The organism is Nostoc sp. CALU 546, from assembly GCF_048836525.1.
The window spans coordinates 1-19,729 of sequence record NZ_JAWJTF010000146.1; the positions used below are offsets into that span (position 1 = coordinate 1).

The following is a 19,729-nucleotide window of genomic DNA, read 5'->3' on the forward strand; positions in this document are numbered from 1 at the left end:
TCCGCAGCCGTGAGATTGTTTGGATATTCAGTTGTCGCTGAATTCATCGGTTCTCTCCTCGGAATCCCTTGGAGAGAACTCTTTCAAGCTGCGAAACTCTTGCTCTAGCCTGGACATTCCAAAAATTTCCCTTCCTCACAGCACAAAATTGCCATGCGAAAGTTGCACTCGACCCTATGCGCTCTAACACTGCGCTCTTGAGTTTGCTATTTATCACAATATTTTCCCCTGATAACTCGGTTGACAAGTTCAGAGGGGGTTGCATCAGTTATCAGTTATCTAATCTTGGACTCTACTCCCAAGTGATAACTGGTAACTGTTATTCGCGCTACTACTGCTTTTAACTACAAAATTCGGGATATTTCTTAACCAAACTTAACTTTACCTAAAATTTATGAATTTCGACAGCAAAAACACACCGCAGGGAATGGACTTTCCAAGCGGCAGACCCTATAATGGATCTGGTAGCGCGGTAAAAACTCTCGGGCAACTTAGTAGTCGCACCAGTGGCCAAACTTTAGCGACAACTTCTTTTGTTCCTTCGAGATCAAACCCGCTCTAAGAAAAACGATGGATTTTACGAACAGACAAAGCGCCTACTCCTTAGTGGCGCTTTGTCCTTTAGATTTTTTGACGCTTTCACTTTCATATTTCCCTTCATTTCATTAGCTTGTTTATCCTAGCTCTCAAAGCTTTTACACTTTAAGTTTGATATAAATTGAACGACGCATCTGTTACAGCCAAATTCAAAAACTGAAAGTGATCTGATATCTTAAACATCGCTTACTTAGACTACTCAGAGTTGTTTTTGGCTTTAAGTGTTGTTTTTAATCCTCCGCTAATTATATTAGCTTTAGTAATCTCCTAGAACTTTTCTTAATTGAGTACGTACTTGAATTAGAATAGCAGTATCACGATACAATAACAACTCTAATTGTTAAGATTTGTGAAGAACAAAATATGTAAGTAGGAGATAGTAGACTATGTAAGCTTTTTAGAGGAGCGTCTGCTAAAAAGTATGTACTTTTTTTTTGTGAAATTAAGATAAAACAGGATTCAAAGGAGCTTAATAAAAGGTGAATGCTAAAGAAGCTATCCAAGCCATAGATGACTTAGTGTTTGCGAAACAAGGGAGGTGGCTAGAGGAGCCAGAAAAAATTGTGCTTAGATCAGCTTGGCTTGATCTGGATTATAAGGAGATAGCAGAGAACAGTCTCTATGATATTAATCTTTTGCAGAGGCGTGTAGCACCTAAATTGTGGGTACTATTAACAGGGATATTAGGGAGTGGAGAAAAAGTCACCAAGAAACGACTGCGGGGCATTGTAGAAAAACAAATATTACTAGCTGACAAGGAACCAGCAAAATGGAATGAAGCTGCTGCTGGTGTACCTATACTTTCAGGAAATTTGCCTGACACATCTAATTTTTACGGACGAACTCCTGAACTAGCGATGTTAAAAGAATTGATAGCTCAAGAACGTTGTGTAGCAATTGTAGGGACGGCAGGAGTCGGTAAAAGTGCTTTAGTTGCTAAATTAGTTCAAGCTTTGCGTATGGGGTCGTATGAATTTAATAATTTTATTTGGAAGTCAGTTTCATATAGTCCGTTACTTACAGATTTAGTTGCTGACCTGCTTAGAATTTTGGCTTATTCAGAAAATCAGGAGCTAGATTTACCAGAATCCATCCAAGCTAGGACATCTAAATTGTTTGACTACCTGCGTTCACATCGTTGTTTAGTGATTATCGACTCAGCAGAGTCGTTATTACAGGGAGACAGAAATACCGATTCCAATGCCTACGGCAGGCAGTATGCAGAGTATGGGACGTTCTTTAATAGAATCATAGAGGAACAGCATCAAAGTTGTTTACTGCTAACCAGTCGTGAACCATTTATTGATTTTAATCGTCTACAAAAAAAAGGACAACCAGTTAGGACGGTAAAACTTGAAGGGTTGGGAAAGGAAGCTTTAGAGATTTTTCGTTTGTACGGGTTAACTAATGAGGATAAATGGGGGGATTTAATTCAAACTTATCGTGGAAATCCTTTATCTTTAAAAATGCTAGCTGAAAAGATTCAAAGATTTTTTTGTGGAAGCGTAAAGGATTTTTTAGATTTTCAAACTGTATTGATGACAGATATACTACAAGAGAGCTTAGATGAATTATTTGAAGAGAAAGGTCGTTTAACTATTTTAGAGAAACGGATCATGTTCTATTTAACAGAAGAACTAGCTCAAGAGTCTGTGAATTCAATTACATTGAGCGAATTGCTTAAAAATTTTAAAGCGAGACAAGAAGGTGAGGTAACGACCTCAGAAGTACTTGAAGCTATAGAGGCTTTATATGAACGTTCTTTAATTGAGCAAAAAAGAAATGATAGTAAAGAAGTACTATTGAGTTTAGAACCTCAAGTTGTAAAGTATGTTTGCACCTATGCTTTGAAATTAGTTCAAAATGCAGTTCATGATTTTAAATCAGCTTAATTATTCTAATAACTTAAACGTGTGGGTTATTGTATCAATCCTAAGTGTAAACAGCGGCAAAATCCCGACGATAGTGAAAGATGCCTTAATTGCGGAACCGAACTGCTAATTGACCAGAGGTTTCGGTTAATTAAGCCATTACGCCCTTTAGACTTCCGTTACAGGACAGAGATTTTTGAAGTAGTCGATGATAAAGGCACTCGTAAAGTCATGAAGGTGTTGCGATCGCAAAGACCCAAGGAAATCAGCTTGCTGGAGCGAGAAACACTGACATTGCAGTTATTTAATCATCCTGGGATTCCTAGAGTTATAGACGATTTATTCATTGTTACACCCAACAATAGTTATATAGTTCTGCATTGCTTAGTGATGCAGAAATTTGAGGGACTGAATTTAGAACAATGGGTGGAAGCTAACGGAAGAATATCTCAAGCTTTGGCTGTGAATTGGCTTACACAAATAGTAAAAATTCTCGATGAAGTACACCGGAGTGGTTTTTTTCATAGAGACATTAAACCTTCTAATATAATTATTCAACCTGATGGACAGTTAGGTTTAATTGATTTTGGTGCAGTTCGAGAAGTAACTCGTACCTATCTAGCTAAAGTTAGTGGAAGTGGGGGAAATGATATGGGGCTTGGTCAGCATGAAGTTACAGTACTTGTAACTGCTGGCTTTACTCCCCTAGAACAAATTAACGGGCAAGCAGTACCGCAATCAGATTTCTATGCATTAGGGCGAACGCTAGCATATTTAGTAACTGGAATTCGTGTACTCGACCTGCCAACAGACCCAAACACAACAAGACTTATCTGGAGAAATAAAGCACGACACATTGAAAAACCCTTTGCAGATTTGCTAGATGATTTGATGGCTCCGGCACCAGCGAAGCGTCCACTATCTACACAAGCCCTTTTGCATGGTTTGGAGCAATTACCATTTAAATCAAAACTTCATCGTGTAATCACATCGAGTTCATTTCAGGTGGGTGCGGTTGTTTTAGCGGCTTTAACTGTTACTGGCTTGTTCTATATATCTCTCCCTTTTATAGCTAATTATTATCTAAATCAAGCTAAAAAAGCTTACCAAGAAAATCGTTTGATAGATGCTCAAGGAAATTTTCAAACAGCGATTAACTTAAATTCTGAACTATCCCCTATAGTAGCAGATTATTTTTTAGAACAAGGTAAGAAAGCTTACAATGAAAACAAATTGGTGGATGCTGAAAATAATTTTCGGATAGCAGTTAAATACCAAGCTGATTTGACTTATTCAATCTCCAGTTTCTATCTTGGTCTAGGATTTCGCAACAAGGACGATCCTCAGCTTGCTAGAAATAATTACGAACTAGCTATAAAATATAATCCTAAAGATGATAGTGCTTATAATAATTTAGCAGTAGTATGTCAGCAATTACAAGATTATACTTGCGTAAGTAATACTTATGAAAAAATTTTTAAATTAAAGCCTAATAAATGGGAGTCACACTACGGGTTAGGATTTTTTTATGATGGACAAGGTAAATATGATTTAGCTGAGAAGCAATATAAATTAGCTATTAAAAGTAGTAATGAAGCTATATTTGCTATTGCAGCTTTATCAAGATTGAAGAATAAAAGTGGTGATTATAATACCGCTGTTACTTTAGCTTTACAAGGTTTAAGTAAAACTGAGAATAGGGAGTTACAAGCTTCGTTCTACAAAGATTTGGGCTGGTCAAGATTAATGCAAAATAGATTGAGTGAGTCCAAAAAATATTTGGAAAAAGCGATTGATTTAGATGGTCAGAGAATAGATGCTTACTGCCTATTATCTCAAATCCAAGAAGCTTTAGGTAAAAATGATGATGCTAGAATTTCTATAGCAGCATGCATTTTAGGTAAATCTGGTCTGCCGGAAGTTATTATATGGAGAGAAGATTTACTAGATCGTATTCTCAAAAAGTGATAATCTGCTAATCAGTGATATAAATAGCAAGAGAAAGTGAGAACTAGTAGAAAAATTATTGTATTGTCCTGCTTGAGCATCCTTCTGATTAAAGATGCGCCACTTTTGGCCAGCGTACCTCTTATAAGAGTAACAAGAAATCAGGTTCGCTGTAACCCGCCACTTGGAAGAGTAATGAATAAAGGAGACAAACGTTTTGAGCCAGGAAGTTTAGTTTGTCAGGGAGAGCGATTAGAAGTTTTGAATGGTGGTTATGTAAAATTCTTATGCCTGAGTTCAGGAAATATTTTAGATTTATCAAGTGGAGCTATTCCTTCTGATAAATGTACAATAACTGATACATCTAGTTCTAGTTGCAATCCAAGTAATATAGATGTCTGCTTAATCCGAAAAGGTGGAACAGGAGAAGAGGATGAGCCTAAAATTATTTATCCTTATACCAGTTCATTAATGAAAACTCGACCAGACATAGCTTGGCGTTCTGTTCCAGGTGCTACTTCTTATAAAGTGAGAGTAAAAGGGTATGAGTTTGAATGGGAAAAAACTGTAGATAAAAATAGAATTACTTACCCTCCAGAAGAAAAAGAATTAGCATTTGATCAAGCATTCAATATCTCTATTATCGCTTATAGAAAAGATTCTCCTCCCACTGCGGATTCGTTTGTAGTAAACTTGTTTTCTGAGCAGGAAATTAAACGGGTTTTAGATATAGTAAAGCAAATCAATTCTCTAGGTTTACCTCAAGATGAAGCTGTTCTTGACATAGATGCTGTATATGCATTTAGAGGTTTCTTGGATGAAAGCCTTGAAATATTAAATAAGGCAGTCAGGGCAGGTAGTAAAAATCCGACCATTTATAGAGTATTAGGTGAGCGCTATTTTGAAGCAGGTTTACCAGACGAAGCTAAACGCCAATATTTGACTGCATCTGAATTAGCGAAAAAAAATAACAATTCATCTGAGTTTAAAAAAGTGGAAGAGGGGTTAAAAATAATAGATTTTTACAACCAACTACCAACGATTAAAAAGGGTGCCCAGTAGTAAGGATGAGCATATTTAGGATTTGTCATTAATGCTAATTGCGCCTGTCTTAACGCCTCTGCTTTAGTTAAACCCTTTCTTAATCCTTTGTAAAATTCTTCCATCAGTTCAACAGTGGAGTTTGCTTCTACTAACCATAAGGTTGCTACTGTACTTCTTGCTCCTGCTTGTACTGCAACTCCAGCAATTCCTAAAGCTGATCTTTTATTACCCTTAGCGGTTTGACAGGCGCTTAAAACTAACAACTCAATTATATCAGAACTAGCTTGAGTTTTATTTCTTAGTAAGCTGTCAAACTCTCTAATATTAATTTGTCGATCATAAGCTAAAAATCCTGTACGTATAAGTTTAGAGCTAAATTGTCCATGAGTACTAATGTGAACAATAGGAAAATTTTCTTCACTTATTCTCTGCCCAAAGTTAGAACTAGTAAATTCTTTATCTAATAATATAAGTGAAGAATTAGTTAGTTTTCTGACATCTTCTGCTTCTTGTTTTGCTTGGGGTAAAGCTTCTGCTCCTGGAGGAGCATTTGAATCTGTCAAGCTGGGACTGGGTATAGACAGAGCAGCGATGAAAGCTTTCATCTGATCTTGTTGTAAAAGCTTAGGCATTCGGACTCTAGAACCCAAAGTTTCTGAAAAGCTATAGTGCTTCACTAAATAATCTTTCCCGTCATGCAGCAAGTTCATTGGCAGACTTTGGAAAGATTTATCTAAAATAAAGATTAATGTACCGGAGTCAGGCAAATATTTTTTTAAAGGTGCAATTAACTCTTTATATAGCACTTGATAATGTGAAGTAATTATATGTTCCTTAGTATAAACGAGTTTTTCATCTTGTAGAATTTCTAACAAGGTGTTGACATGAGTTCTAACTAATTTTGAATCAACGGAGTGGTGATGAGGGGAGTTGCCTGGAGATTGAACAATTACTTCTATCCTATTGTTCAAATCAATAATGTGAATTATTGCTGGGGTGTCATCCAATTTTTGAAGCTGATTTAAAGCAACAAGGTCGAGTTTGCCGCATTTGAGATAATCCTCTAACTCCGCTACTTGAAGTTGTTCATAAGTTTGGCGTATTAACTCTAAATTAGGAGAAGGACTTTCTGCTAGCAGTCGCATGTAATTGCGATATACAGGCTCTACTTTTTCGTAAAAGAAAAACTGTGCATCTAAATTGCTAGACAAGAGATTGCCACGAATTTGTGTAATGCTGTCAATAGTCGCGCCATAAGCTTGAATCGCTGCTTCAGTTTTACCTTGTTTCTGATATAAATTCCCTAATTGCTGTTGCCATTCATAGAGAAGATTCACATCATTAATTGACTGAGCTAAACTCAAAGCTTTTTTAAAATATATTTGTGATTCCTCTGTGTTTAACTTACCTAAAGCGCCTAAGCTTTTAGATTCTAAGAGTTTGTTGTTAATATATTTAGCGGTTTTTAAGGCAGATTTAGCATACTGAATAGCTGCTGATTGCAACGATTTATTTTGAATTTTACTTAGAATATTAGCAAATTTTAATTGAGCTTGAATAGATTGTTCTGGTGACAATTGAGAAAATGCTGAAGAATTTTGCAATATAAGATTTGCTAATGGTTGAATCTGCTGACTAACTTTTGTATGAGCATCTTTTAGCTTAGGTTTATCTGTTAGCCATTCATCAAAGTCTAGCAATAAGTTTAAACGGTTCAGTTGCGCTTGTAGTTTTATTCCTTGTGAAAAACTTGTCCGATCTACTAAAAGTTGATATGTCTTAAGTGACTCCTCTGCTTTCTGTGGAATAGAATCTATGATCGTCTCTCTAAATATGGGTTCCTCTACCCATTTGTACTCATCTCGCGCTCGTTGATAGATGGACTGTTTTGTATTACCCAATGACAGCAAAATATCGCTAACCTTTTCTGAAGATGTCTGTTTAGCAAATAATAGCGTTTCTTCCAAAACTAGTTCAGATTCATTGAGCTTACCAACTAAACGTAGGACTTGCCCCATGCTTTGTAATCCCAGTAAATTTATTGGTGTTAATTTTAACTGGTGTATTGCTGTTGTCAGTTGTGACTTCTCGTATTCGGTAGGTTCTAATAGTGTTGGGTTACAGTTCAAATTCTTTACCTTTAGAGCTTCCAAAAGTGTTTCACAAGCCTGGGAGTGTAAACCTAACTTTTGCAAGGCAAAATTTTGATTAATTAAGCTCCCACTAACACCTTCGGCATCTTTGTTCTGACGGTAAATTTTCGTGGCTTGTTGCCAACTGTCAAGGGCTTCTGCTGCTTGACCTTGATTTAATTGTTTTCTACCTACTTGGGTTAGCAGTTCAGCCTGTTGTATATGTGTTTCTTTTTTGGTGGACTGAGCCAGCAATAAAGATGATCGAGTTAGAACTATTGACAAGGCTAGAATGCCTAAAAGAGCATATTTTAGGCAATATCTCCATTTAATCATTGCTTTACTCTGTTGCTAGTGATGGGAATACTTCTACTACAGAACTGAGCGATGTACAGGAACTGGTGGACAAAAAGCTATCAAGTGTCACTTGATTAGGTGCTGTCGCAACTAATTCGACATTTCCCCTAGAGTCTATTACCCAACTTTGAGCTTCTACAATTTTCGTAGTCTCTTTAATTGTTGACAAATTTAATTCAGATGAATGTTTAATGGACTCAAATGAAATAAAATTTCTCTGCCAGATAGGTTGACTATCTAAATATTCGTCAAAATTAGGTGGTGGACTGTTGCTAGCCACAGTTAACATATCTGTCCCTGTGCCTGACTGTGCAGCACAACCCGATGATATTTTAGGAGTTTCTTGAACGACTTCTGGCGCTGCTTTAATGCCCCTGGAATCAATGGCAAGTCCATTAATTTGAACTGTGCCATTGATTCCAAATTCAGAACTGGCTTCTATTAGGCTATTCCGAGAGAAAAGGAATGCATCACGAACATTTATCCAGATATTCCCGCCGCGTCCTTCAAAAGCGTTGGCTGTGATAGTGCTATTTTCCAAGCTAAATAAAACATCTGTGTCTACAGTGATGTTTCCACCATCACCATTAGCGCCTTGTTGTCCAGCAGTTGCAGAGATAATGCCATTGTCTAATCGAACGAATTTTGAGGTGATATCAATATCACCCCCCTGACCGATAGCAGTGGTTGCTGTGATACCACCGTAATTTGAAATATGGATTGCATCAGCGTTAATATTAATTATTCCAGCATTGCCAGAACCATCATTCTTGACACTAATTAATGCGCCATCTGCAATATTTAACTCGTTAGTATTAATCGTTACGCTTCCAGAATCCCCTCTCAATGCTGAAGGCAGCAGATATAGCTCTTGAAAACTTTTATTGGAATCAATAACAGATGAATTGATGAGACTGGGATTTACAGCGCCTGGAACTCTACCTATTATATCTATAGAATCAGAAGCATTAATAATAAGGCTATCAGCTTTCCCAGTTGAGCGAGTAGAAGTATTAATTATTCCGCCATACTTAACTGTTAACTTTTTTGTATTAACTGTTAATTTTCCACTATTACCACTGCTAAAAGTTGCAGTAGCCAAAGAGCTTGGAGTAAAGACATTTGGTACTACTCCAACAAGTTCTATAGAGTTTTTAGAATTTACAGTTACATCTCCTCCAGAGCCACTTCCAAGAGTTAAAGAACCAATAATACCTCCATCTTTGGCACTTAAAATTCCTGTTGAAAGGGCTAGGTTGCCTGCATTACCAGAGCCAGAAGCTCTAGTAAGAATAGTACTAGAAAGCTCTGAAGCCCCCGATAAGTACCCAATTACTTGAGTAGATTCAGCAGTATTAACTGTTAAGTTACCACCTTTGCCAGTACCAAAAGTTGAAGTTAGGACTTCTCCGCCATCTTCTACAGACAAATTTTTCGTAGACAGCGTAAGATTGCCACTATCTCCAGAGCTAAAGGTTGCAGTAATGATATTACTAGGTAGCTGAAGAATGGAAGAGGAACCGTCAGCAACTTGAGTGAATTCGGAAGCATTCACAATGATATTACCTCCCCTACCTGCACCGTAGGTTTTAGCAACTATTGCTGCTCCATTCTGGAGAATTAAATTTTGAGTTGAAATTTCAATTTTTCCTCCATTTCCTACTATAGTTTCATTAACTAAGCTAGTGGGAATTACTCCATTCCGAGAAGTTCCTATTATTCTCAATTCTTCTGAGGCATTTACAATAATGTCACCGGATAATTTATTCCCTTGGTTTTGAATCAAAAAGATTGAGCCACTTGCTAGTTCCACATCAGCACCTTGTGCTTGAATAAAACCACTATCGGAGCCACTAACATCTGCTATTGACTGTTGAGATAGTTGAATATTTTTAAAGCTAACTGCATCTTCATGGCTTAAAGTCCAACCACTGTAAGCTGTATTAATACGTACTATTCCTTTGTCAACACTACTTAACTCAATCCGCCCTCCACTTGCCTCCAGCTTTCCTCCCTCTAAAGCTATGTCACCACCCACTAAAGCTAAAGTCTTCTCTGGTTTAACACGCAAGCCATTTGAGCTAATGGTTCTAGTAAATGGTGAGAATGGGTCATTGAGAGTCAGATTGTGTCCTGTACCTTGAGCCTGAATTGCGCCTGGATTACCATCAAATCCTAAGCCAATAGGTGCGCTCACTGTTAATAAGGGTTGATTTTGTGGAGTTTTTGCACTGAATTGGCTGCCATCAGCAAAGTTAATCCTGTTAGCAGTGCTAGCTAAGAACGAGCCACCAATGTTTAGGGCAGCATTGGGACCAAAAATAATCCCGTTAGGATTAATTAGAAACAGGTTAGCGTTGCCGTTAGCCATCAGCAAACCATCAATCTTAGAAATGGATAAACCAGTTACTCGACTAATAATATTTTGAACATTTGAGGCATTATTAAAGTAGGCAGTGCTACCTGTGGATAGAGAAAATTGCTCGAAGCTGTGAAATAAGTTGCTTCCTACTTGCGTTCCTCCATTAATATTGCTGATATCACCTTGTGGAGTAACTAGAGAATTGACAGGTAATGCTTTATCTGGAAGAATCTGCGCCATCGCAGACGAAGATAATAACACATAAAAGATGAAAGCTAATTGCTGGCAAAAAACAAGAAAAATATTGTATTTTTTCATCTCAATTTTAAATTTTGCTTTTAATTAACTTCATTGAGTGAAACTTCTTTGGTAGGACTAAGTTGAGGGCTTTACATCACGACAAAATACAAATAAATTATCTGTTGCACCTCGTCCGACCCTAATTTCTCGATCTAAGTAGGAGGTTATCCATAAAGCTTCTTTCTGTAGAAATTCTAATACTGGTATTTTCAACTCAGGAAAACTCCAATTAGATAGCCCAAAGGGTTTTGTTGCTTGTATGGAAAATGAGTTAAAGGACACTGTGGCAGTTTTCTCATCCGTACCCCATTTCCAATGTCCATTAGCTTGTAACTGCCACTCCCCTAAAATGGGTAATTCAAGCTGGGCGCTATTGGAGGCTGAGATTTTTCTGGTATTGCTGTCACTAGTCAATGTTTGCCACACGCGTTTAATTTTGATTGCACTCCCAAAATCTGGAATTGATGCAATCTGCCGTGTGACGATTGTCCCAGCAGATGCATACACTAATTGCCAGTTACCTAATAGAGAAGGAAGATGATTAGGCTGAAGTGGTTGCGGAATAGGACTTATGCTCTCTAACTGTTGTACAAGTTGATCAATAAGTTCGTCAGAGTTTGGAAATAGGCTTTGCTGTAGTCCCAATTTCTCTATACGTAATAAAAGCTCAGTTTTTAAAGCAAATCTCGCTGTATTATCCTCTAGCATTCGATATTCTACTTTTACGCTTGAAAGTTACTGTCAATAGTAATTATTAGTCATCAGTGATATTTTTTAACCACAACCAGCCAACCAACTAAGTCTGCATGGCGCTCGTTAAGTATTCAAGCCTTAGTATAGGTGTTTAAGTTAGCAGTATCCGGTATCTGTAGGTTGCGATCGCGGATACTGCCTTTGCTTGTAAGCTTTAGTTTGGCAATGTTTGGAATGCCAGCAATGTATTTTTTGTAACTCATAGAAATTAGGGAAACTCAGCTAAATCAGGAACACACAGGAAACACAAGAGACAATCGTTCTTCATTGAAAGCAGTTGCTTGTACTATTACTGACAGCGTTGCTAATTACTGACAGAAGTAGTTTTTTGCGATAAAACTTTCTTTTGTCAGAATTGCTAATTTCGGACTCCCTTAGCAAGTTAAAATCATGATTTTGATCTTGAATTTAAGCGAATAACATTTATCTGCTTGATATTAAATGGTTAAAAGACAAGAAAACTTTGAGATTGCGATCGCGCTCCAAGAGTTCAATAAATACCATGCAGATATAGCTCCCAAAGGCAGAAGACCGCGCTGCCTCTTTGTCTCAATGAGATTTTGGCTACTATAAGTCCCTTGGCTACACAAAAATTCTCCTGTACTACTAAAGAAGGATAAAAGTCAGAGTAATTTTGTGCTTTGGACTCATTTTAGTCTGATAATAGAGGGTTAATAGTTTCACTTTGGAGGAGCATTAAGAAATTTGTCTGTGTTTGCGGTGGACAGGCGAAACGCTCTGCCTCCGGTTCTTGTTTCAGCAGCCCTAAATTTATGTATGGGGTTTCTCGCTCTAGCGAACCATCCCCTCTCTTTCTTGCTTTTTCCTTTCAAATATTTCGTTTTCTATTTTTTCTCTTCTGAGTCTTTCTTTCTCTTCTCTTTCTCTCTCAAGCTGAATTAATCGCTGTTCGACTCGCTCACAATAAAAATCCAAGGCTTTACCAGTGGCTGCTCCGGTAATCGCACCACCAGCTAAAAAGATGAGGACAGTTTTCCAGCCGCTAAAGGGATTACCACTCCACTCCAGAGTACCTTCATTGAGCCATACCAATAGGAAGTAGACGAGAATTCCAATAACTGTATTGATCAGTGCAAAAACTCTCGGTGTCATTTCGGATTAACGAAGTATCAACCACTGCGCCAGGGTAAGAATCACACCAAAGATTACCGCAGCAATTCCTGAGAGAATTACATTACCTGGGAAAGTAAACGGATCTACCGCAAATTTAATGATTAGCGTGATAGTAATTGGGGCAGAGAGCAAAAAGCTCAGGAGTAAGCTAGCACTAATTGCAAGAAACCAGTAGCGACCGAGATAACCCAGGCGAAATTCTAACAACGACTCTTGTACTCCAAACAAAGTCATCCAAAATATAATACCCGCCGTTAAATAATCAAGCATTAGCCGTTGTTTTACCCATGTGCTGAAGAGGGTATTTTCTAGAATAAGCTGAAATTGAATTCAGTTGTCAGTTGTCAGAAGTCAGAATTGAATTCAGGCTCCTGACAACTGAAGTCTTTCTTGTTAACTGTGGTATTGGACTGATTTTCGTCAAAGTATTCTTTCATCAGTGCAAAATATAAAAAGCAATGAAAAACCCCAACCTGTTAAAAGGATACAGGCGCTGATGGAGTTGAGGGACAGACGCCTGTACCGTTCCACGCATCGTACTTTTGAAGAATACTGCCGCGATCGCTTCAATTATAGTCGTGATGCAGCGTACTTAAAGATTTCGGCTACTGTGGTTTATGAGAATCTTCAAAAGTTTTTGCCGACCATTGGTCGGCAAATTCCAATGCCGACCAACGAACGACAATTGCGCTTTTTGGCGAAAGCCGAGTTGGAACCGGCTGTGCAAGCGGATGTATGGCAACAGGCAGTAGAGCAAGCTGGCAATAAAATTCCATCCGGTCGCATAGTGAAAGACGTTGTGGATAGGATACGCGAAAGGACGAAAGTACCCAATCCTTACCACGTTGGGGAGATATGCGTTCTTCTGCCCAAAGATAATCCAGACTTGAGAGGTAAAGCGGGTTATTGGGGCGTAGTCAGCCATGTTGGAGACTATAGCTGTACAGTTCAAACCTGGGATGGTGACTACACTGTAAAAATCGAACACCTGAAGTTACTGGAACTATTTGATGAAGATTGTAGATTCATGCAGCAGTTATGTTTGAGGTTACGGCAGTTGCATCAAGTGGCGACCCGTGACGAGGCTGTGGATTGGCTGTTGCAGGGGTTGGGGAAACAAGCTAAACCTTATTTATCTTCGTTGCAGGCAAAATTGCTGGTGACTGTTGAGAGAGAGTACAACCTGGTTTGGAAGCAGCAGAAGTGACGATACAGCTAGTAAACAAGAGGTTAATCCAACAAATACACAATGCAACAATGCAACAATTAACTCATTGTATGAAAGCGGTAAGCGATCGCGGAGTGTCTCTAAGAGTTGCCATAACGTTAGGCTTATCGATTCAAAGAGAAATCTGAGTAGGTCATGGTGAGTGTCCTTTTATAGCCGCCAATATTGGACACTTCCTTTTCTAGATATTAATATTACCTTATTTTGACAAGAATAAGTATAAAGTTTTGCCGTCAAATATTATGTTTGAGTAAATGTTTTAGTTGATGTATAACTTATACAAATCCTCATAAAACATTCAAAAGTGGTAGAGAAAACTGAACTTATTTACCTAGCAAGATACAAGAAGGATTTGATGCTTTCTGATTTAATGATATGTCAGGCAGCTAATCAGAAAATTTGCGAAGTTCGAGAGTTAATCGACAAAAAGTAGTGTACTTTTCTGGGTTCGCCTAAAGCTATATAAACCTGAGATCGGGATAAGCTGAAACTTTGATTATGTCGTTAGTTTGGATAGGGTGAAAGCCTTATTCTTTCGTCCAAGTAATCAAATTTGAGTTCTTAACCCGAACTGACGTTATATAAAGGTTTCGTTTAAAAAAAAATAATTTGGGGTTGCTCTAATGCTAAGTCCTGTGTTAACAGTCAGTATCTTTCAAAAACAATCCGACCCTAAAGTATTTTCAGCAGGCCAAGTCATCTTTGAAGAAGGACAGCCTGGTGATGAAATGTATGGGATTCTCGAAGGAGAGATAGATATATTAGTCAATGGCAAGATTGTAGAAACCATTGATACGGGGGAAGTTTTCGATGTCGGGGTACTTGTAGGAATTAAAAATAGAACTTATACAGCGATCGCCAAGGTAGATACCAAACTGGTTTTCCTTAATGAGGAAGAGTTTCTCTTTGCTGTTCAGGAAACACCCATGTTTGCCGTAGAGGTGATGAAAAGTTACTCAAAGCGTCTGAGTCGCTTGCAGCATCTGGTCTAATGTCCAAATAATTATTAATTTATAATTATTAATTCATAATTAAAAAGACTCTACAGCAGCCCCCAATGAATTTTTAATTCATTGGTCAACAGGATAGTGGATAGTTTAGGACTTACCATTGATAGCGCAACGGTAGCAAGTTTGGAAGCGTCTTGAAATTATGAATTCTTAATTATGAATTATTTCAGTTTTCACATATCTACTCTATCTAACAACAGATGTAAGGCGGAGAATATTTCTCTTTAATACACTATCAATCAACTGAATCTTTAGGAGAATATTAATGTTAGATATTGATGAAATGAGTTCAAAAGAAATACATGAACTACTACACCAAGTAGGATACGGTCATCTTGGCTGCGTACACGAAGGCAAACCCTACGTGATGCCAATGTATTATTATCTTGAAGAAGAGGACATCTACCTGTTTACAACGGTCGGCATGAAGACTCACGACATAGATGCGAATCCAGAAATCTGCCTACAGGTTGAAGAAATTCACGGGCCCCTTCATTGGCGCAGCGTGATTGTGAATGGTCGAGCCTCACGCCTCACCGAGCATTCAGACATCGATCGCGCAATGCACTTGATCAAAGAGCGCAATACAACGCTCTCACCTGCGATCAATCGAACTTGGATTGATGCTGAGGGACGTTCAGAAGCGATCGCAATCTACCGCATCCACGAGAGTGAGATAAGTGGACGAACCACTGATGGAGTTAGCAGTCAGTGAAAATTTTTTACACAGCACTCGTTACGGGCTAAACCCTAGCTATCCGGTAACAGCACTCAGAACTGTCTCGGTGAAGAAGCGAGTTTGGAAGTGAATCAGGATAAACGTTTATATTACCTCACGAGTTCTTCAAGTTTGGTATTTAATATCAAGTTGAATAGCTCTGTTTTTGTGTTTCATAGGAAAAAGCGAGATTATGGTTTCCACCGTCGATCTCAATACCGTGGATGGCTTATCTGAGCAAGAGGCGATCGCTCGGCTCAAACAGGATGGCTACAATGAACTCCCCTCGGCTGGCTCTGGCAGTATTTTATCGTTCGCTTGGGAAACCGTTCAAGATCCGATCTTCCTCTTGCTAGTCGGTGGTGGTATCATTTATTGGATTTTAGGCGATCTACAGGAAGCCCTGATTTTGCTAGGTTTCGTCTTCTTCATCACCGGAATTAGCCTTTACCAGGAAGGTAAGACGGAACACGCCCTAGAAGCCTTGCGCGATCTTTCTAGTCCTCGCGCCTTGGTGATTCGGGATGGAGAGCGAAAACGAATTGCAGGGCGAGAAGTCGTTCGGGGAGATGTCTTGGTGTTGGCAGAAGGCGATCGCGTTCCTGCCGATGCAATGGTACTATCATGCTCAAATTTTTCAACTGATGAATCGTTACTCACTGGGGAATCCCTACCCGTTCGCAAAGTTGCTGCCGCCGGTACCGTGAAAATGGCGCGTCCAGGGGGAGACGAGTTGCCCTTTGTATATTCTGGAACCTTGGTAGTTCAAGGACAGGGAATTGCTCAAGTCCAAGCAGTGGGCGCTCAAACAGAGATGGGCAAGATTGGTAACGCTTTGCAAAAAGTCAAGCCGGAACCGACTCCCCTACAACAAGAAATGACTCGGTTGGTGAGCCGTCTGTTTGGCATCGCTTTATTGTTGTGTGTGGCAATCGTTGTTATTTATGGAATCACGCGAGGAGATTGGCTCAAAGGATTTCTCGCAGGTATTACCCTAGCAATGGCAATTTTGCCAAACGAATTTCCGGTTGTCGTGACGATTTTCTTAGCCTTGGGAGCCTGGCGAATTTCTCAGAAACACGTTTTAGCTCGTCGCGCTTCCGCCGTGGAAACCTTGGGTTCTGCAACGGTTCTGTGTGTCGATAAAACCGGGACGCTGACGCTGAATCAGATGGCTGTGCAACAGCTATTTGCATATAACCATGCAGAAAACCCTCACCCATATAATTTGGAATTGCATTTACGAGAGTCTCTCCCCGAAACGGTTCATGAATTAGTCGAGTTCTGCATTCTGGCAAGCCAAAGAGATCCTTTTGATCCAATGGAGAAAGCATTTAAGGAATTAGGTGATCGCTATCTCGCACATACTGAACATCTGCATGACGATTGGATACTGTTGCGAGAATATCCGCTCTCACCGCATCTACTAGCAATGTCTCACGTTTGGCAGTCAGCCGATGGCCAGCAGTATGAAATTGCAGCCAAAGGAGCGCCGGAAGCGATCGCGGATCTCTGTCATTTCACGCCCCAACAGCAGAGAATTATGGCAACCCAAATCAGTGAAATGGCAAATCAAGGATTGCGTGTGTTAGGCGTTGCCAAAGCCTCTCTTGTTGATGCGCCACCGCCATTTTTACCGCCTCATCCGTCCCTTAATCCAAATCATTTACCCGATGAGCAACATGACTTTCCTTTTCAATTTATCGGCTTAGTTGGACTGTCTGATCCAGTGCGTCCAAACGTTGCGGCGGCAATTCAAGAATGTTATACCGCAGGTATTCGAGTAGTTATGATTACGGGTGATTATCCTGGAACGGCTCAAACTATTGCCCGTCAGATTGGATTGATGCAAATGGGAGCCATTCTGACGGGAGCAGAATTGGATCTGATGAGTGACGTTGAACTCGAACAACGTATTCAAAGTACAAATATCTTTGCACGAGCCGTTCCCGAACAAAAATTGCGCTTAGTTAATGCTTTGAAAGCCAAGGGTGAAGTCGTTGCTATGACTGGGGATGGTGTGAATGATGCCCCGGCTCTCAAATCTGCTCAAATCGGGATTGCGATGGGACAGCGAGGCACAGATGTTGCCCGTGAGTCGGCGGCTTTAGTGTTATTGAATGATGATTTTTCGTCCATTGTGCAAGCGGTGAAACTGGGACGACGAATTTTTGATAATCTCCGTAAAGCAATGGCATATCTGCTAGCGATTCACATTCCGATCGCTGGGATGTCTTTGATTCCAGTGTTGTTTAAGCTACCGTTAGTATTACTTCCCGTTCACGTTGCCTTTCTACATTTGATTATCGATCCAGCTTGCTCCATCGTTTTAGAAGCCGAACCCGCAGAAGCAACGGTGATGCAGCGTCCTCCCCGCAACCCCAAAGAACCATTATTTGGCCGGAAAACTTTGGGTTTGGCAGTACTGCAAGGGGTGGGGATTTTGGTAATTGTTCTCGTCATCTTTATAGTTGCACTATATCGCAGACAAGGCGAACTTGATGCCCGTGCCTTAACGTTTACGACGTTGATTTTGGCAAATTTATTCCTAATTTTGAGTGAAAGTTCTTCATCTCGCCTCAGCTTAAAAATCTTGAAATCTCCCAATAATGCCCTTTGGTGGGTGATTGGTGGGGGACTGGCTTTTCTAGCGATCGTCTTGTATGTTCCCTTCTTGCGTCAATTGTTTAGCTTCTCCTTTTTACACCCAATCGACTTAGCAATTTGTTTAGGCGGTGGGGCGATCGCTCTGCTTTGGTTTGAACTATTAAAGTTACTCAATCGACCTCAACGAGTTAATCAATCTAAATCAAAAAAACATATCGAAGGAAATCTATAAATGATTTACTATCCTTTGATTTTGATACTGTTGTTTGTTGGCCCAGCGCTTTCATCGATTGCAATTTGGCGATCGCTTTCAATTCGTTGGCACTTTGTTTTGCTTGGCATAATCATCTTCTACGGGATTTTACCCCTCCTACTAACTTGGGGAGGAATGGGTTTAGCTGAACGCTTTAGTTGTCAGTCAGAAGCGATCATCTTTCGTTGTCCTAACTCTTCCTGGCTAGGAGAACTAGTTACAGGGATGTTCTTTGCCCACTGGCTGGCGATTTTTACCATCCCATCGGCTATTTTGGGTTCTATAGGACTGATTAGTTCTTTAATTGTAAAACTTAATCCATCACGCACAAAAGTAAATACTTCAGGGAAAACAACAATACCTTTTTACCGTAGTCGTCGCCACAAAGTAATTTCAGGAGTGTGTGCAGCAATTGCACAGCGATGGAAACTGCCAGTTCAAGGAGTACGGATTGTCACAGTTGCTTTAGCAGTCGTCATCCCTGGACTTGTTTGGTTACTGTACGTTTGGCTTTGGTTGGCGTTACCATTGGAGCCGCCAATCGAATCCCATTTGGTTGGTTTTAAATAATCTGCTTCGACGGCTACACATTTAACAATAATCAAAATTTCGATGACTACGACTGTCCACGTTGGTTATAGGGTAACTTTGCTAGTAAAGCAGCCATCGCACAGGTATTTGATACCCCAGCAAACACTAGCCCCGTGCCGACAAAGCCGCTAAGAATTAGAAACCAAGGCGATACAAATGCTCCTAGAATTGTACCGACAAAAACAAGTGAACCAGCAACAATTTGTACTTGCCGAAACATACTAATGGGGGCATTTATATTAATCTGAGTGGCATAGCCCGACTGCTTCCAAGCATTTAGCCCACCTTCCAGATTAATTACTGTTTCTACACCATTGGTTAAGAGTTTCTTAGCAGCTTGAGCAGATCGATTTCCAGTCTGGCAGCACAGCACTAGGCTTTTGCCTGTTTCAACGGGAATCTGGTTAATATCAAATTGAGACAATGGAACAGATTTAGCTCCATGAATCCTTTCTGCGGCGTATTCTGAAGGCTCCCGTACATCTACTAATATCGCTTGGTTATGGTCTAGCCACTGCTTGAGTGTCTCAGCCTTGATTGATTGCAGATGAGTAGAAAGTTGGTTTGTCATAAATAGTCTTTCCTAAAAATTAAACTGTTCTTCAAGCAAAAATATCTAAATAGAATATCCACTACTACACCACCCAATTAATAGAGCATCTCCTGTGAATAGGTGGGTGCTATTGACTAGATATTGCTATCTAGTTATCGGGTTTATTTAACTACTTTAATATGTCATAACATAACAATATAGGGTTATATGAATATTTTCAATGTAATTTTTCCATCTTAATTTACTGAGCGCGATCGCAGATTAATAACGAT

Annotated in this window: 15 protein-coding genes; 8 read left to right on the plus strand and 7 right to left on the minus strand. The window is 39.5% G+C overall.

What is annotated here, in order from left to right; all coding sequences use genetic code 11:
- Window positions 1-1,076: 1,076 nt before the first annotated feature.
- The 3 genes from RRG12_RS39065 (at window position 1,077) to RRG12_RS39075 (ending at window position 5,477) form a co-directional block, all read left to right on the plus strand.
- A complete protein-coding gene (locus RRG12_RS39065; protein WP_420762904.1) occupies window positions 1,077-2,489 on the plus strand; it encodes an NB-ARC domain-containing protein in 1,413 nt (470 codons plus the stop codon).
- A gap of 21 nt (window positions 2,490-2,510) precedes the next feature.
- Complete coding sequence (locus RRG12_RS39070; RefSeq protein ID WP_420762905.1) at window positions 2,511-4,436, plus strand: protein kinase domain-containing protein; 1,926 nt, start codon at window positions 2,511-2,513, stop codon at window positions 4,434-4,436.
- 174 nt (window positions 4,437-4,610) lie between these two features.
- Window positions 4,611-5,477, plus strand: coding sequence for a tetratricopeptide repeat protein (locus tag RRG12_RS39075; protein WP_420762906.1), 867 nt, complete (start codon window positions 4,611-4,613; stop codon window positions 5,475-5,477).
- On the opposite strand, the gene RRG12_RS39080 is transcribed toward RRG12_RS39075, so the two are convergent.
- The 6 genes from RRG12_RS39080 to RRG12_RS39105 all read right to left on the minus strand — a co-directional run bounded on the left by RRG12_RS39080 (window position 5,438) and on the right by RRG12_RS39105 (window position 12,767).
- Window positions 5,438-7,927, minus strand: a complete 2,490-nt coding sequence (locus RRG12_RS39080; protein ID WP_420762907.1) for a CHAT domain-containing protein — start codon at window positions 7,925-7,927, stop codon at window positions 5,438-5,440. The genes RRG12_RS39075 and RRG12_RS39080 overlap by 40 nt on opposite strands.
- Window positions 7,928-7,931: 4 nt before the next feature.
- Window positions 7,932-10,628, minus strand: coding sequence for a filamentous hemagglutinin N-terminal domain-containing protein (locus RRG12_RS39085; protein WP_420762908.1), 2,697 nt, complete (start codon window positions 10,626-10,628; stop codon window positions 7,932-7,934).
- A gap of 57 nt (window positions 10,629-10,685) precedes the next feature.
- Complete coding sequence (locus RRG12_RS39090; RefSeq protein WP_420762909.1) at window positions 10,686-11,318, minus strand: PAP/fibrillin family protein; 633 nt, start codon at window positions 11,316-11,318, stop codon at window positions 10,686-10,688.
- A gap of 116 nt (window positions 11,319-11,434) precedes the next feature.
- Window positions 11,435-11,566, minus strand: a complete 132-nt coding sequence (locus RRG12_RS39095) for a hypothetical protein (RefSeq protein ID WP_260446022.1) — start codon at window positions 11,564-11,566, stop codon at window positions 11,435-11,437.
- A gap of 589 nt (window positions 11,567-12,155) precedes the next feature.
- Window positions 12,156-12,476 (minus strand): hypothetical protein, encoded by a 321-nt coding sequence (locus RRG12_RS39100; protein ID WP_420760393.1) that lies wholly within the window; start codon window positions 12,474-12,476, stop codon window positions 12,156-12,158.
- 6 nt (window positions 12,477-12,482) lie between these two features.
- Window positions 12,483-12,767, minus strand: a complete 285-nt coding sequence (locus tag RRG12_RS39105) for a hypothetical protein (RefSeq protein WP_420760394.1) — start codon at window positions 12,765-12,767, stop codon at window positions 12,483-12,485.
- Window positions 12,768-12,936: 169 nt separating this feature from the next.
- Between RRG12_RS39105 and RRG12_RS39110 the strand changes: the two genes are divergently transcribed.
- From RRG12_RS39110 to RRG12_RS39130, 5 genes are all read left to right on the plus strand, one after another.
- Window positions 12,937-13,704 (plus strand): hypothetical protein, encoded by a 768-nt coding sequence (locus tag RRG12_RS39110; RefSeq protein ID WP_420760395.1) that lies wholly within the window; start codon window positions 12,937-12,939, stop codon window positions 13,702-13,704.
- Between the two features lie 644 nt (window positions 13,705-14,348).
- A complete protein-coding gene (locus tag RRG12_RS39115; protein WP_420760396.1) occupies window positions 14,349-14,717 on the plus strand; it encodes a Crp/Fnr family transcriptional regulator in 369 nt (122 codons plus the stop codon).
- Between the two features lie 283 nt (window positions 14,718-15,000).
- On the plus strand, window positions 15,001-15,450 hold the full coding sequence (locus RRG12_RS39120) for a pyridoxamine 5'-phosphate oxidase family protein (RefSeq protein WP_335103554.1): 450 nt from the start codon (window positions 15,001-15,003) through the stop codon (window positions 15,448-15,450).
- Between the two features lie 196 nt (window positions 15,451-15,646).
- Complete coding sequence (locus RRG12_RS39125; RefSeq protein ID WP_420760397.1) at window positions 15,647-18,292, plus strand: cation-translocating P-type ATPase; 2,646 nt, start codon at window positions 15,647-15,649, stop codon at window positions 18,290-18,292.
- Window positions 18,293-18,883 carry a PspC domain-containing protein gene (locus RRG12_RS39130; RefSeq protein ID WP_420760398.1) on the plus strand — a complete coding sequence of 197 codons (591 nt, stop codon included), beginning with the start codon at window positions 18,293-18,295 and terminating at the stop codon, window positions 18,881-18,883.
- Between the two features lie 46 nt (window positions 18,884-18,929).
- Here RRG12_RS39130 and RRG12_RS39135 read toward each other — a convergent pair whose 3' ends face one another.
- Window positions 18,930-19,475, minus strand: coding sequence for a rhodanese-like domain-containing protein (locus RRG12_RS39135; protein WP_420760399.1), 546 nt, complete (start codon window positions 19,473-19,475; stop codon window positions 18,930-18,932).
- Between the last annotated feature and the right edge of the window lie 254 nt (window positions 19,476-19,729).